Source organism: Bacillota bacterium, from assembly GCA_023511485.1.
Lineage (GTDB): Bacteria > Actinomycetota > Aquicultoria > Aquicultorales > Aquicultoraceae > CADDYS01.
This window is the reverse complement of the sequence record JAIMBH010000005.1, coordinates 73,923-88,739: the sequence shown is the minus strand read 5'-3', so window position 1 is coordinate 88,739 and position 14,817 is coordinate 73,923. Positions and strand designations below refer to the sequence as shown.

The 14,817-nt window shown below is 48.9% G+C and carries 12 protein-coding genes, 3 tRNA genes and 1 other annotated feature; of the genes, 13 read left to right on the top strand and 2 right to left on the bottom strand.

Features of this window, described 5'->3' with window-relative positions; genetic code table 11:
- Nucleotides 1-3 precede the first annotated feature (3 nt).
- Both K6T91_02960 and K6T91_02955 read right to left on the bottom strand, forming a co-directional pair.
- Nucleotides 4-789, bottom strand: a complete 786-nt coding sequence (locus K6T91_02960) for an ABC transporter substrate-binding protein (protein MCL6471753.1) — start codon at nt 787-789, stop codon at nt 4-6.
- A gap of 41 nt (nt 790-830) precedes the next feature.
- On the bottom strand, nt 831-1,196 hold the full coding sequence (locus K6T91_02955) for a hypothetical protein (GenBank protein ID MCL6471752.1): 366 nt from the start codon (nt 1,194-1,196) through the stop codon (nt 831-833).
- Between the two features lie 46 nt (nt 1,197-1,242).
- On the opposite strand from K6T91_02955, the gene K6T91_02950 reads away from it, so the two are divergent.
- The 13 genes from K6T91_02950 to K6T91_02890 all read left to right on the top strand — a co-directional run bounded on the left by K6T91_02950 (nt 1,243) and on the right by K6T91_02890 (nt 14,709).
- Nucleotides 1,243-1,324: transfer RNA gene (locus tag K6T91_02950), tRNA-Thr, on the top strand.
- A 4-nt stretch (nt 1,325-1,328) separates the two neighbouring features.
- A tRNA-Met gene (locus K6T91_02945) sits at nt 1,329-1,402 on the top strand.
- Nucleotides 1,403-1,712: 310 nt separating this feature from the next.
- Nucleotides 1,713-2,900: an elongation factor Tu gene (tuf, locus tag K6T91_02940; protein ID MCL6471751.1), complete on the top strand. Its 1,188-nt coding sequence runs from the start codon at nt 1,713-1,715 to the stop codon at nt 2,898-2,900.
- Nucleotides 2,901-3,143: 243 nt separating this feature from the next.
- Complete coding sequence (gene rpmG, locus K6T91_02935) at nt 3,144-3,293, top strand: 50S ribosomal protein L33 (protein MCL6471750.1); 150 nt, start codon at nt 3,144-3,146, stop codon at nt 3,291-3,293.
- 66 nt (nt 3,294-3,359) lie between these two features.
- A tRNA-Trp gene (locus tag K6T91_02930) sits at nt 3,360-3,437 on the top strand.
- 152 nt (nt 3,438-3,589) lie between these two features.
- Nucleotides 3,590-3,805, top strand: a complete 216-nt coding sequence (gene secE / locus K6T91_02925; protein ID MCL6471749.1) for a preprotein translocase subunit SecE — start codon at nt 3,590-3,592, stop codon at nt 3,803-3,805.
- Between the two features lie 33 nt (nt 3,806-3,838).
- Nucleotides 3,839-4,363, top strand: coding sequence for a transcription termination/antitermination protein NusG (gene nusG, locus K6T91_02920; GenBank protein MCL6471748.1), 525 nt, complete (start codon nt 3,839-3,841; stop codon nt 4,361-4,363).
- A gap of 120 nt (nt 4,364-4,483) precedes the next feature.
- Complete coding sequence (gene rplK / locus K6T91_02915) at nt 4,484-4,909, top strand: 50S ribosomal protein L11 (GenBank protein ID MCL6471747.1); 426 nt, start codon at nt 4,484-4,486, stop codon at nt 4,907-4,909.
- Nucleotides 4,910-5,047: 138 nt separating this feature from the next.
- Nucleotides 5,048-5,767 (top strand): 50S ribosomal protein L1, encoded by a 720-nt coding sequence (gene rplA / locus K6T91_02910; protein ID MCL6471746.1) that lies wholly within the window; start codon nt 5,048-5,050, stop codon nt 5,765-5,767.
- A gap of 83 nt (nt 5,768-5,850) precedes the next feature.
- Nucleotides 5,851-6,000: a sequence feature (ribosomal protein L10 leader region), on the top strand.
- A gap of 26 nt (nt 6,001-6,026) precedes the next feature.
- Complete coding sequence (gene rplJ, locus K6T91_02905) at nt 6,027-6,545, top strand: 50S ribosomal protein L10 (GenBank protein MCL6471745.1); 519 nt, start codon at nt 6,027-6,029, stop codon at nt 6,543-6,545.
- A gap of 188 nt (nt 6,546-6,733) precedes the next feature.
- The gene (gene rplL / locus K6T91_02900; protein ID MCL6471744.1) at nt 6,734-7,126 is read left to right on the top strand and encodes a 50S ribosomal protein L7/L12; all 393 of its coding nucleotides are present in this window, start codon (nt 6,734-6,736) and stop codon (nt 7,124-7,126) included.
- Nucleotides 7,127-7,319: 193 nt separating this feature from the next.
- The gene (gene rpoB, locus K6T91_02895) at nt 7,320-10,652 is read left to right on the top strand and encodes a DNA-directed RNA polymerase subunit beta (GenBank protein ID MCL6471743.1); all 3,333 of its coding nucleotides are present in this window, start codon (nt 7,320-7,322) and stop codon (nt 10,650-10,652) included.
- A 124-nt stretch (nt 10,653-10,776) separates the two neighbouring features.
- Entirely contained in the window at nt 10,777-14,709 is a 3,933-nt protein-coding gene (locus K6T91_02890; protein MCL6471742.1) for a DNA-directed RNA polymerase subunit beta', read from the top strand.
- The last annotated feature ends 108 nt before the right edge of the window (nt 14,710-14,817 follow it).

Below are 14,817 nucleotides of genomic sequence, written 5' to 3'. Positions count from 1 at the left end.
GCTCTACTCGATCCCCTTGACGGTGCCCGCCACGAACTTGCGCACGATCTCTGGCTTCGTCTTGAGGAACTCCTCGTTGACTACCACCCCAGTCGAGAGAACGTTCACTCCCCAGTCGAAGAACTTCAGCCAGCTCAGCTTGACGCCGGTGTTCTTCATCATCCGCAGCGGCTGATCGTTGTAGAACCCCATCATGCCATCGACCTGCCCCTGCAGGAGCGCCGTCTCCTTGGCGGCAGCAGTCGGCAGGGAGACGAGCTGGATCTTGGACATATCGAGGTTGTTGGCCGCAACCAGTGCCGGGAAGAGCGCGCCGAAGCTATCGCCCGCGGTGTGCGCGATCTTCTTGCCTTCCAGGTCCTTGGCGGTGCGGATCGGGTTATCGAGGCGGTAGATGACGCTTGAGGGGTTCTTCTGTTGGATGACGAGCACGCTCTTGATCGGCACCCCCGCTGCCACTGCTTGCATCATCGTGGGGGTATCCACGTACCCGATCGGATCGGTGCCAGCGCCGATCAGCTTGGCGACCGTTGCCGAGCCGCTGCCGTCGTTGATCGTGACGTTCAGCCCCTGCTCCCGGTAGAAGCCCTTCTCCAGCGCGACGAAGAAGAAGGCGTGCTCACCGTACTTGGTCCAGTTGAGCCGGAAGGCGAGGTCAACCGGGGGGCTGGGGGCGGTGCCACTGGCTCCTCCCGCCACCGAGGGGGCAGCCGGCTGCGCCGCTGGCGCGCAGGCAACCAGCAGCACTGCGCACGCTGCCGCGAGGGACCACCGCGAGAGCACCTTCATCGTTCCTCCTTTCTTTGACCTGGACATCCCTGCCAGGCCAACTACAGGGTTGGTCCAGCGCCGGGTTGACGTTTCGAGACGTGCCACGGGATCAGCAGGTGCTCAAGCAGCTCGAGCAGGTAGTACAGCACGACCCCGATGATGGTGAGAATGGCGATCGCTGCGAACGACAGCGGCGTCTGGAGGCTGCTACTCGCCTGGAGGAGGATGAAGCCGAGCACCCGGTCGGCCGCGTCCACCGCGACGATCGCCGGGTGGCCGCCCGAGTGCGCCTCCACCCAGGCGAGCTGCTCGGCCGGCGAGCGCGGCACGAGGTCGAAGGTGACGGTCGACTCGAGCACCTCGACGTTGTAGATCCCCCGGATCGCCTCGGCGTCGCGGGGCTCGACCAGGCGGGTTCGCAGCACGGGCGTCTCCGGGTCCGTCGGGGCGGTCGCGGCGGCTATCCTTACCGGGCCTCGCCCCCTTAGCTCAGTCGGCAGAGCACTTCCATGGTAAGGAAGGGGTCAGCGGTTCAAGTCCGCTCGCGGGCTCGGTGAGGCGGTGTAGCTCAGTTGGTTAGAGCACACGGTTCATACCCGTGGCGTCGGAGGTTCAAATCCTCCCACCGCTACAAAAAAACCGCCCTTTGGGCGGTTTTTCTCAAGAATCGAAAATCAAAGCAGAAAACCGATTGAATTATTGAGGGAAAGTTAGAAAGTGAGGGCTTATTGACCCGAGCTATTTTAAGATTCGGTCGATTGTCAATGATCGATTTTCGTTTTAATTACAGCTCATCGCTCTATATCTCTAGATATAATTCGCGGCCTGTAGTGTAAGGATTTAATCCAGGGAAAAGTGTTTAGATTTATCAACTCTTGGTTTTCGTATATAAACTAAGCCCTTAAAATAAGAAAGTTAAATCTTTTAGGGAGGAAAAACATATGGCCAAAGCTAAGTTTGAGCGCACAAAACCCCACATGAATATCGGAACCATCGGTCACGTAGACCATGGCAAAACAACCTTGACTGCAGCTATCACCAAGGTATTAGCAGAGAAGGGACAGGCCGAATTCAGATCCTTTGATTCAATCGATAACGCCCCAGAAGAGAGGGAGAGGGGCATCACAATTGCAATTGCTCACGTCGAGTATGAAACAGAGAGCCGCCACTATGCACACGTAGACTGCCCAGGGCACGCTGACTACGTAAAGAACATGATAACCGGTGCTGCCCAGATGGATGGCGCAATCCTGGTTGTCTCTGCAGCAGACGGGCCGATGCCACAGACCAGGGAGCATATCCTTCTGGCAAGACAGGTCGGTGTTCCCTACATCGTAGTCTTCTTAAACAAAGTAGATATGGTAGATGACCCTGAACTCTTGGAACTTGTCGAGATGGAGGTAAGAGATCTACTTAACGAATACGAGTTCCCAGGGGATGAAATCCCAATTGTTAAGGGCTCTGCTCTAAAAGCTCTAGAGGGAGACCCAGAGGCAGCAAAGTCTATCATTGAGCTTATGGATGCGGTAGACTCCTATATCCCAACCCCTGAGCGGGATATAGACAAACCATTTTTGATGCCGATTGAGGACGTATTTACCATTACCGGTCGCGGAACTGTTGTTACCGGAAGGGTCGAGCGTGGCAAGATCAAGGTTGGCGAAGAGGTAGAGATAGTTGGAATCGCACCTGAGATTAAAAAGACCGTTGTAACAGGCCTTGAGATGTTTAGGAAACTCTTAGATGAGGCCCAGGCTGGAGACAACGTTGGAGTTCTTTTAAGGGGTATCGGCAGGGACGAGGTAGAGCGTGGCCAGGTTCTTGCCCAGCCAAAGTCTATCACCCCTCACACCAACTTCAAAGCCCAGGTCTATGTTCTAACAAAAGAGGAAGGCGGCCGCCACACCCCCTTCTTTAACGGCTACCGCCCGCAGTTTTACTTCAGAACAACTGACGTAACCGGGGTAGCAAACCTGCCTGAGGGCACTGAGATGGTTATGCCGGGAGACAATGTAGAGCTAACCGTTGAGCTTATCACCTCTATTGCAATGGAGGAAGGACTGCGCTTTGCTATCAGGGAAGGCGGCAGAACTGTTGGTGCGGGAAGGATTACAAGCATTATTAAGTAATTGATTTTCTTAAATCCGATTTAACTTTAATAAAGACGGGCGGTAGGCTGCCCGTCTTTATTTCTAAAAAGTACTGTTTACTATTGAGTACTATTGGGCGGTATTTTAACTGGCTCACTAGGGTATTAATAGGCAATACTTTGGAGTGCATGGCTATTGACATTGACAGTAGTACAGTGTACACTACCATATGTTTTTTGTCTAAATAATAGGGTTATTTATTTTAAATAATTAGGAGGAAAAATGCGCGATCTAGTTACTCTAGCGTGTACCGAATGCAAGCGCAGGAACTATACAACGGATAAGAATAAGAGAAAAATGCCTGATCGCATGGAAATGAAGAAGTTCTGTAAGTGGTGCGGAACCCATACTTTACACAGGGAAACACGCTAATTTATACTTTTCTAAACAGGATTGAAGCACGGCAGTCGTTGTTTAAACTACGATTGTCGCGAATTAAGGGCTGTAGCTCCAATTGGTTAGAGCACCGGTCTCCAAAACCGGGTGTTGGGGGTTCGAATCCCTCCAGCCCTGCCAGGCTAGAGACTTGAGACTAGAAACTAGAGACTAGAGGCTAGAGACGAAGGTCTAGAGTGTGGGTTTAAAGTATAAGAGATTTAAGCAGATGGTTTTATCTAGTTTCTGGTATCTAGAGTGGGGAAGGAATAAATATGGCTGATAAGAAAGCTATGACAAAAGGTTCTCCTGCAAAAAGCAGGGGTTTTGATTCGGTTAGAAGGTTTATAAAGGATGTAAGAATCGAGCTTGGCAAAGTCAACTGGCCTGGCCGGGCTGAAGTTGTCTCATCGACAGTAGTTGTTCTTGTAGCGGTAGCTTTCTTTGCAGTGTTTATAGGGATAGTTGATTTGATTTTTGCAACCATTATTAGGCTAATCTCAGTATAGGAGGAGGGGCCGTAAAGGCTCTTAATTATCAATATGGCAAAGCAATGGTACGTAATACACACATATTCGGGTTACGAGAATAAAGTAAAAACAAATCTAGAGCACCGTATATCCTCGATGGAAATGGAGGATAAGATCTTTGAAGTGGTCATTCCCACCGAGGAAGTCATGGAGATCAAGGGTGGCAAGAAAACGATAACCGAGCGAAAGGTGTTCCCGGGCTATATCCTGGTTCAAATGGAATTAGATGACGATTCGTGGTATGTGGTAAGGAACACACCGGGGGTTACCGGATTTGTCGGCTCCAATGCAAAACCCACACCTCTTTCTGCCCAAGAGGTCGATAAGATTCTTCAAAGGCCGGCGTTTGAGAAACCGAAACCAAAGGTCGAGTTTGAAGAGGGAGAGACGGTCAAGGTTATCTCCGGCCCACTGGCCGATTTTACGGGCACTATTGCTGAGGTGAATGTTGACCAGAGCAAGGTCAGAGTGATGGTATCCATCTTTGGGCGAGAGACTCCAGCTGAGCTTAACTTTGATCAGGTGGCGAAGCTTTAGTTACATGAGGACCAGCTTTCAGCCGTCAGCTATCAGCATAAATCCTTGTATTTGAGCTGAGTGCTGATGGCTGAAAGCTAATAGCTTAGATTATTGGTTTAAAGGAAAGGAAGAATCGAAGTGGCGAAGAAGATGATGGCTAAGATCAAGCTGCAGATACCTGCCGGCCAGGCAAATCCGGCACCACCGGTAGGTCCGGCTCTAGGTCAGCATGGCGTAAATATCATGGAGTTCTGCAAGGCGTTTAACGCCCAGACATCTGATAGAGCTGGAACGGTCATCCCGGTAGAAATCACTGTTTATGAAGATCGCTCATTTAGCTTTATCACAAAGACACCACCAGCGGCCTTCTTACTAAAGCAGGCGGCTGGAATTGAGAAGGGCTCGGGTGAGCCTCATAAAAACAAAGTTGCAAAAATCACCAAAGACCAGATACGCCAGATTGCAGAGACAAAGATGCAAGACCTAAGCGCCAACGATATCGAGGCGGCGATGAAGATCATTGAGGGCACGGCGCGAAGCATGGGAATTGAAGTCGCCGGGTAATTTTTAACTTTCAGCCGCTGGCTAATAGCTAACAGCCAAAAGATTGAACAGTTTTTTGGAAGTAAGAAAATTCAGGCAAGCAGTAGCTTGCTTGAGTGGGAGACCATAAAAAGTCGTTATCACCACAAGGAGGAATGAATAATGAGGCTATCAAAGAAATACCGCGAGCAACAGGAAAAAATCGACAAACAAAAGCTATACTCACCGTTAGAGGCGATCAGACTCTTAAAAGAGATTGCCAAAGCAAAGTTTGATCAAACCGTAGAGGTCCATATCAGACTTGGCGTAGATCCGAGAAAGGCGGACCAACAGGTAAGAGGAACAGTCTCTTTGCCGTATGGAACCGGTAAAACCGTTCGGGTTGCCGTATTTGCTCAAGGCGAAAAGGCTAAAGAAGCCGAGGCCGCAGGAGCCGACATTGTTGGAGCAGCCGATCTCGCAGAAAAAGTTCAGGGCGGGTTCTTTGACTTCGATGTTGCCATAGCAACTCCGGATATGATGGCAACGGTTGGTAAACTTGGTAAGCTCCTTGGACCGCGTGGCCTGATGCCAAACCCGAAGGCCGGAACCGTAACGTTTGATGTAGGCAAGACCGTAAAGGATGTTAAGGCCGGAAAGATCGAGTACAGGGTTGATAAATTTGGAATTGTTCACTCGGTTATCGGCAAGCTATCTTTTCCTGTTGAGAAACTGATTGGCAACTATCAGGCTTTGATTGAGGAGATTATAAGGGCAAAGCCAGCTGCAGCCAAAGGTAAGTACATCAAGAGTATTAGCATCAGCGCAACTATGAGCCCGGGTATCAGGGTTGATACAACCAAGACCCGCGACCTTATGGAGGAAGAAGCAGCAAGTTAATTAAAGAGTCTGGGGTTGTAGGCCAGGGGATATCTGCTAAATAGATGTTGACGAAAAGCCATCGCGTTTGATATAAAATAAAAGTTAATTGAATATCGATGCCGGAGACAGTAGGTGCCTGCATGGCTTAATAAGATGCCTACCGAGGTGAGTATTAGAAATAATCATATCATCATATTTTGAGTTGATAATCTAGCCTCCTGTCTTTGGCAGGAGGCTTTTATTTTAATCTTTTGCTTGGCATGGGAGGAGGTTGAAAATGGCTCGTCCGGAGAAAGAGGCTACTGTACGAGAGATCAAGGAGAAAATCGAAAAGGCGAAAAGTGTTATTCTGACCGATTACCGGGGTCTTAGTTTCGAGCAGATAAGTGAGTTGCGCACAAAGCTTCGGGCTCAGGGTGTCGAATACAAGGTATTCAAGAACACGCTGGCAAAGATTGCCGCAAAGGAACTAAATCTATCCGACCTTGATTCTTATCTGGTTGGCCCAACAGCCATGGCCTTAAGTTATGAGGATCCGGTTGCACCAGCAAAGACTCTTGTCGATTTTGCCAAGGTCAGCAAAATATTGCAGCTTAAAGGCGGAGTTGTTGAAGGCAAGGTTGTTGATGGCAAACAGGTCGAGAGTATGGCTACCATACCACCGAGAGATGTTTTGCTTGCTATGTTTATAGGCGGCTTGAAGAGCCCATTGTATGGGCTGGCCGCTAGCCTGAATCAGATTACCGCTGGCTTAGCAAGGGTGCTTAGTCAGGTGGCGCAACAGAAAAGCGCGTAAGTGCAGGCAAGTAGACAAGGGCCAGGAGACTGAGAAATAAAGGCTGCTTTGAAGAAAAGCTACCTCGAAAAATGTTAGCTAGTAACTAGTTGGCTATCGGCCAAAATCAAAGAATAGGGCTATACCTTAAATCAAGGAAAATCTTAAAGTCCTAAAGAATAAAGAAGATAGTTTAGGAGGAATATAAAATGGCAGAGACCAAACTTACTAATGAACAGATATTGGAAGCTATCAAGAACATGACGGTTCTTGAGCTCAACGATCTAGTTAAGGCTATTGAGGAGACATTTGGCGTAACTGCTGCCGCTCCGGTAGCTGTTGCCGCCGCTCCAGGTGCCGCCGCCGCTCCGGCTGCCGCAGAGGAAGAGAAGACCTCCTTTGACGTTATTCTTGCGAGCGCAGGCGACAAGAAGATCCAGGTTATTAAAGAGGTTAGGGCTATTACCGGTCTGGGCCTAAAAGAGGCGAAGGACTTGGTGGATAGCGCTCCTAAGCCGGTCAAAGAAGGCGTCACAAAGGACGAGGCTGAGAAAATTAAAGCCCAGCTTGAAGCAGCTGGAGCAACTGTTGAGCTTAAATAAAATTCAAAATCTGGTAATATTATCCTTGAGCTTTTTGGGTTCAAATAGTATATTTGAGTGGGTGAGAACAAGTTCTCACCCACTGAATTACATGTTTGGCCTCTATTTATGTTGACACAGCATAGAGATTCTGCTATGCTGTTATTTTGCGTTTATATGTTCCCACATTACGATTAAGGAGTGAAACCGTCTCTTGCGAAATGATTTAGGTTTAAGAACTAGACTGAGTTTTGCCAAAACTCCCGACATTTTAGAACTTCCAAACCTGATTTCTGTTCAAGTGGACTCGTTTAAATGGTTTGTGGAGGAGGGCCTAGCTGAAGCTTTCCGGGATATATCCCCGATCGAGGATTTTACCGGAAACCTTGCAATTGAGTTTGGAAAGTACAGGTTTGGCAATCCTGAACACAGCGTGAGTGAGTGTAAAGAAAGAGACATGACCTACTCGGCGCGGTTGGATGTGACTGTAAGCCTTATTAACAAAGCGACGGGAGAGATTAAGGAAGAGGAAGTCTACATGGGAGACTTCCCGATGATGACCGACAAGGGAACGTTTATCATCAACGGAACTGAGCGTGTAGTAGTGAGCCAGCTCGTGCGCTCGCCAGGAGTTTACTTTGACCGTGAGGTCGATAAGCACTCCGACAAGATACTTTACTTTGGAAAAATTATCCCAAGCCGCGGCGCGTGGCTTGAACTTGAAACCGACAAGAGAGATGTAATTAGCGTCCGCGTTGACCGCAAGCGTAAACAGCCTGCTACGATCCTGCTAAAAGCGCTCGGCTTTGGATCTAATGATGAGATACTCAAGCTTTTTAATAATGCTGAGCCCATCAAGCAGACACTGGATAGAGACTTCACCGAGACGCGTGAAGAAGCAATGGTTGAGCTCTATAAGCGTCTGCGCCCGGGTGAGCCGCCGGCAATTGAGAGCGCTCGTTCCCTGATTGAAAATCTCTTCTTCAATCCGCAGAGGTACGACCTTGCCAAGGTAGGTCGCTATAAGGTAAACAAAAAGCTTAACTTGAAAGTTTCTGCTGATACGACAGTTTTAACGCGCGATGATATCCTTGCAACAATTCAATACATGTGCGCTTTATTAGACCCAACTTTGTTTACCGATCGCTTTGATTTTATCAATGTTGATGATATTGATCATTTTGGCAACAGGCGCGTTCGCTCTGTTGGCGAGCTTATACAGAATCAATTCCGTATCGGTCTTGCGCGAATGGAAAGGGTTGTTCGTGAGCGCATGACTACGCTTGATATTGAAACAATGACTCCAAGGACTCTTATAAACATCCGTCCGATTGTTGCGTCCATTAAAGAGTTCTTTGGAAGCAGCCAGCTTTCTCAGTTTATGGATCAGACCAACCCACTTGCAGGTCTAACCCATAAACGCCGTTTGAGCGCTCTTGGGCCGGGTGGCCTTTCGAGGGAGAGGGCTGGTTTTGAAGTGCGAGATGTTCACCCGTCTCACTACGGCCGTATGTGCCCTATCGAGACGCCTGAGGGCCCAAACATTGGACTTATTGGTTCAATGGCAACTTACGCAAGGATAAACCCATTTGGTTTTATTGAGACACCTTACCGTAAGGTTGAAAATGGAAGGGTTACTGACGAAATCCACTATCTGACAGCTGATGATGAGGATAAGTACATAATCGCGCAAGCTAATGAGCCATTTAGCGAAAAAACTGGAAGGTTTCTAAATGAAAGGGTTTTAGTCAGGATCCGCGAGGAAATCGATACTGTCGAGCCTAAGAAGGTTCACTACATGGATGTTTCTCCGAAGCAGACGGTTTCCGTAGCCACCGCTTTGATTCCATTCCTAGAGCACGACGATGCAAATCGTGCGCTAATGGGTTCCAATATGCAGCGACAGGCTGTGCCGCTTTTGAGAACTGAGGCTCCGATTGTTGGAACAGGAGTCGAGCATAGAGCGGTGCGGGATACTGGTGAGATTATCGTTGCAGAAAATGCTGGGACTGTGACCTATGTTTCGGCTGATGAAATTATTGTAGAGAAAAAGGACGGCCATGTTGATGTTTATAAACTTTCTAAATTCCGCCGCTCTAATCAAGGAACTTGCATTAACCAGAAACCTGTAGTCAGTGAAGGTCAAAAGGTCAAGAAGGGGCAAGTGCTAGCTGATGGCCCGTCGACAGATCACGGAGAGCTCGCTTTAGGTAGAAACTTGCTTGTTGCGTTTATGCCATGGGAAGGCTATAACTATGAGGATGCTATTATCTTAAGCGAGCGGCTTGTCAAAGAAGATATCCTAACCTCAATACACATAGAGGAGCATGAGGTAGATGCGCGTGATACCAAACTAGGGCCCGAAGAGATTACCCGAGATATACCAAACGTCGGCGAAGAGGTACTAAAGGACCTTGATGAGCGCGGTATCATCCGCATTGGTGCAGAGGTTAATCCAGGCGATATCCTTGTTGGAAAAGTTACACCGAAAGGTGAAACTGAACTAACGGCAGAAGAAAGGCTCTTAAGGGCTATTTTTGGTGAGAAGGCAAGAGAAGTAAGAGATACATCTCTTAAGGTTCCGCACGGAGAGAGCGGAACTGTCATCGACGTTAAGGTCTTCCAGCGCGACGCTGGCGACGAACTTGCGCCAGGGGTAAATCAGCTAGTCAGGGTTTATGTCGCGCAGAAAAGAAAGATAGCTGAGGGCGACAAGCTGGCCGGGCGCCATGGGAACAAGGGTGTTATTTCTAAGATTCTTCCCGAAGAGGACATGCCGTTTTTGGAAGATGGAACACCGATTGACATTATTCTCAACCCGCTAGGTGTGCCGTCTCGAATGAATATAGGCCAGGTTCTTGAAACGCATTTAGGTTGGGCCGGCATGCAGGGCTGGAGTGAGGACGGCAGGAAGAGCAATGGTCCGGTATTTATTGCCTCTCCGGTCTTTGATGGAGCTACCGAGCAAGAAATAAGAAAATACCTGGCCAAAGCAAGCCTTCCAGAAAGTGGCAAGACCAAACTCTTCGATGGAAGAACTGGTGAGCCATTTAGAGAGCCGATCACGGTAGGATATATCTACATGCTAAAACTCTTGCATCTTGTTGATGATAAGATCCACGCAAGGTCCACCGGACCATATTCACTGGTTACTCAGCAGCCACTCGGTGGTAAAGCCCAGTTCGGTGGCCAGCGTTTCGGTGAGATGGAAGTATGGGCGCTTGAAGCTTACGGTGCGGCCTACACACTGCAAGAGCTTTTGACGGTAAAATCTGACGATGTGGTCGGAAGAGTTAAGGCGTATGAGGCAATTGTGAAAGGCGAGAACATCCCGGAACCGGGCATCCCAGAATCGTTCAAAGTTCTCGTTAAAGAGATGCAAAGCCTTTGCCTTAATGTTGAAGTTCTCTCTGAGGAAGGCGAAGAAATTGAGCTGAAAGAATCCGAGGAAGATGTCTTCAAGACCGCGGAGGAGCTAGGCATCGATCTTCGCGGTGAGGCAGCCTCCGTATCGGAGGCTACGGAGTCACCTTTACCTGAAGAGTAAATTTGGATTCAAAAGAACAAATAATTAAGAGTATAGAACGAGGGTAAGAAATTCAGTTAAAAAGGAGATATGAAAATCTGCCTTCTACCCTCCGATTACAGATTACCGAACAGGAGGTTAATCTTTGTTAGATATTAACAACTTTGATGCCTTAAAAATTGGTCTTACATCGCCAGAACAGGTGCGTGCATGGTCTAACGGCGAGGTTAAAAAACCTGAGACTATAAACTACCGTACACTGAAACCAGAGAAGGACGGCCTCTTCTGTGAAAAGATATTTGGGCCAACAAAGGATTGGGAGTGTTACTGCGGCAAGTACAAGAGAGTCAGGTTTAAGGGCATTATTTGCGAAAGATGCGGCGTTGAGGTAACTCGCTCTAAGGTTCGCCGTGAGCGCATGGGCCATATAGAGCTGGCTGCGCCTGTCTCTCATATCTGGTATTTCAAAGGCGTACCCTCCAGGATGGGATATCTACTTGACATTACGCCGAAGGATCTTGAAAAAGTCATCTACTTTGCGGCGTATATAATAACGGATGTTAAGGAAGAGCAAAGAGAAAGAGATATTCCTGAGCTTAAAGTTGAACTAGATGAAGAAATCGTCGAGCTCAGGAAACAGGCCGACGATAAAATCGCTGATCTTGAGAACGAAAGACGGCGTAAGATTGCTATTGCACGCGGCGAGATAGAGCCAGAAGAAGGGGAGAGCATAGAGGTTGCCGACGGCGCCTCACCAGAGCAACAAATTAAGAAAATTGAGTCCGAATATAAGAAACACGTCAAAGAGATAAATGCTGATACTAATCGCAAAATTGAGTGGCTAAATAAAGTCTTTGCAACCTTTGAGGCTCTGCAGCCAAAGCAGCTTATCACAGATGAACAGCTATACCGCGAATTAAAAATCCGCTATGGCGACTATTTCCATGGCGGTATGGGTGCGGAATCAATAAAAGAGCTTCTTGCAAGTATCGATCTTAACTCAGAGGGAGCAGAACTTAGGCATATAATTAAGACTTCTACCGGGCAAAAGAGGAGCCGGGCAGTTAAAAGACTCAAGGTAGTATCTTCGTTTAAGAGGTCCGGCAACAGGCCTGAGTGGATGATTCTTGAGGCTATTCCGGTTATTCCGCCAGATTTGAGGCCGATGGTGCAGCTTGACGGTGGCCGTTTTGCGACATCGGATCTAAACGATCTGTACCGCAGGGTTATCAATAGAAATAACAGGCTAAAGAGACTGCTTGACCTTGGTGCTCCGGAGATTATCGTAAACAACGAGAAAAGGATGCTCCAGGAAGCGGTAGATGCGCTGTTTGATAACGGCCGTCGCGGAAGGCCGGTAACGGGTCCCGGGAACAGGCCGCTAAAGTCCTTAAGCGATATGCTAAAGGGCAAGCAAGGCCGCTTCCGTCAGAATCTCCTCGGCAAGAGGGTTGACTACTCAGGCCGTTCTGTCATTGTTGTTGGTCCTGAACTTAAGCTGCACCAGTGCGGTCTGCCTAAGGTCATGGCTCTTGAGCTGTTTAAGCCTTTTGTAATGAAAAGGCTGGTTGACCTAGGCCACGTTCAGAATATAAAGAGTGCTAAGAGGATGGTAGAAAGGGCCAAGCCGATCGTTTGGGATGTTCTTGAAGAAGTTATTAGGGAACACCCGGTGCTCTTAAACAGAGCACCGACACTTCACCGCCTGGGTATCCAGGCATTTGAGCCAATTCTCGTAGAGGGCAAAGCCATTCAGATACATCCGCTTGTTTGTACAGCGTTTAACGCCGACTTTGACGGAGACCAGATGGCTGTTCACCTGCCGCTCTCTGTCGAAGCACAGGCTGAAGCAAGAGTGCTTATGCTATCGGCAAACAACATACTCTCGCCGGCTCATGGCCGTCCACTGGTAACGCCTACCCAGGATATGGTTTTGGGTATTTACTACCTGACGGCACAGCGTGACGGCAGCAAGGGCGAAGGCAGGGTCTTCGGAAGCGAGGAAGAAGCAATCCTTGCATTTGAGTCCGGAGATGTTGATCTTCAGGCGAAGATCGAGCTTCGTTTGAAGACAGGCTCAAACGGTGAGCGGTCGCGACTTGAGACTACTGTTGGAAGGATCATCTTCAACAGGGCACTTCCCAGCAACTTCGAGTACATAAACTATGAAGTCAGCAAGAAAGAGCTTGCTAGGATAGTGGAGAAGGCAACCGCAGAACTATCAATGAGCGAGACAGTTGCGATTCTCGATCGGATCAAGTCGCTCGGATTCCATTATGCGACTCGAGCTGGCATCACAATCGCTATTGAGGATGTAAAAGTCCCGAGCAACAAGTGGGAGATACTTGACGAGCCGGAAGAGGCCGTTGAGAGAATAGAGAAGCAATACAGGCGTGGGCTTATCACCAACGAAGAGCGCCACCAGAGGGTTGTCGATATTTGGACCAAGGCTACTGAGGACGTATCGGAGGCCATGGAGAATAACTTCGATAAGTTTAACCCCATCTATATGATGGCAAACTCTGGTGCTCGCGGTAATTTAAAGCAGCTCAGGCAGTTAGCCGGTATGCGAGGCCTTGTTGCTAATCCGAAAGGAGATATTATCGACCGCCCGATCAAGGCCAACTTCCGTGAGGGTCTTACGGTTCTTGAATACTTCATCTCCACGCACGGTGCACGTAAAGGTCTGGCGGATACCGCACTTAGAACCGCAGACTCAGGCTATCTGACAAGAAGGCTGGTCGACGTTTCGCAGGATGTTATTATCCGTGAGGTAGATTGCGGCACTGAGGAAGGTATTCCGGTGCGGGTTCTGGACGATGAAGGCGAGGTAAACAAGAATGGTCTTTTAGGCAGGGTCGTTCTTGAGACGGTTGTGCATTCGGAGAGCAAAGAAGTCATCCTTGCCCGGGGCTCGGAGATTAAGAATCCTGACCTTGCTCGTCTTAAGGATGCTGGCGTAAAACAGGTTATGGTACGCTCCGTGCTAACTTGTAACGCTAAATACGGTGTCTGCCGCCAGTGTTATGGCTGGAGCTTGGCCAATGGTCGCATAGTTGATATTGGCGAGGCTGTCGGCATCATCGCAGCTCAGTCCATTGGCGAGCCTGGAACCCAGCTTACCATGCGTACCTTCCACACTGGAGGTGTTGCGGGTGAGGATATCACCCACGGTCTGCCGCGTGTAGTTGAGCTATTTGAGGCAAGGAGGCCGAAAGGTGAAGCGCAGATTGCTGAGATAAGCGGCACCGTTGAGATCAAAGAGACCGATAAGCTAAGAAAGATCATTATTCGCGCGGGCGAGAATAAAGAGAGAGTATACCAGGTGTCGCGGCGTGCCCGCTTGAGGGTCGCAAATGGCGACAAGGTTCAGGCTGGCGACCAGCTAACAGAAGGTAGCCTGAACCCACACGATATCCTGAGAATCTCTGGTCCACGTGCGGTTGAGCTGTACCTGGTGCGCGAGGTCCAGGAAGTATATAAGAGCCAGGGTGTGGATATTAACGACAAGCACATTGAGCTTATCGTTCGCCAAATGATGAGGAAAGTTACGGTTAACGAGCCTGGTGATACCGATCTTCTTCCGGGGCAGCTAGTTGACAGGCACACCTTTGAGGAGGAAAACGCCCGCGTAATAGCCGAAGGAGGAGAGCCTGCAACCGCTAAGCAGACCTTGCTCGGCATTACAAAGGCATCTCTTGCAACAGATAGCTTCCTGTCGGCGGCATCATTCCAGGAGACGACCAGGGTTCTTACCGACGCGGCAATATCAGGTAAGAGCGATCCGCTGCTCGGACTTAAAGAGAACGTTATCATCGGCAAGCTCATTCCGGCGGCGACTGGTATGAGCCGGTATCGCACGATTAAGGTAAAAGCAGTAGGCGGGGAAGAGGAACCGCTTATGGAAGTAACGGAAACAACTTTCCCGGAAGGGCTTCCGTTAGGCGAGAATTCCCAGACGCTTATGGAAGAAGGGCCATCTCTTGTAGGGACACTTGAGCTCGGAAGTGAAGTAACCTCTTCCGGCTTAGAAGAATCCTATCTTGCAGAAGATATTGACAGCGACGAGGAAGACTGATATATTTATCTGCTGTAACCTATAACCTCGTGCTAATTTAATTGATTAAATAGCTGCACGGCCGTCAAAGCCGTGCAGCATGCTGATAGGAAGCATTTAGTAGTCTTT

What these genes read in the sequence shown, in the direction of transcription:
- K6T91_02960 (MCL6471753.1), bottom strand. Translation starts at nt 789, where the DNA reads ATGAAGGTGCTCTCGCGGTGGTCCCTCGCGGCAGCGTGCGCAGTGCTG.
- tuf (MCL6471751.1), top strand. Translation starts at nt 1,713, where the DNA reads ATGGCCAAAGCTAAGTTTGAGCGCACAAAACCCCACATGAATATCGGA.
- rpmG (MCL6471750.1), top strand. Translation starts at nt 3,144, where the DNA reads ATGCGCGATCTAGTTACTCTAGCGTGTACCGAATGCAAGCGCAGGAAC.
- secE (MCL6471749.1), top strand. Translation starts at nt 3,590, where the DNA reads ATGACAAAAGGTTCTCCTGCAAAAAGCAGGGGTTTTGATTCGGTTAGA.
- nusG (MCL6471748.1), top strand. Translation starts at nt 3,839, where the DNA reads ATGGCAAAGCAATGGTACGTAATACACACATATTCGGGTTACGAGAAT.
- rplJ (MCL6471745.1), top strand. Translation starts at nt 6,027, where the DNA reads ATGGCTCGTCCGGAGAAAGAGGCTACTGTACGAGAGATCAAGGAGAAA.
- rplL (MCL6471744.1), top strand. Translation starts at nt 6,734, where the DNA reads ATGGCAGAGACCAAACTTACTAATGAACAGATATTGGAAGCTATCAAG.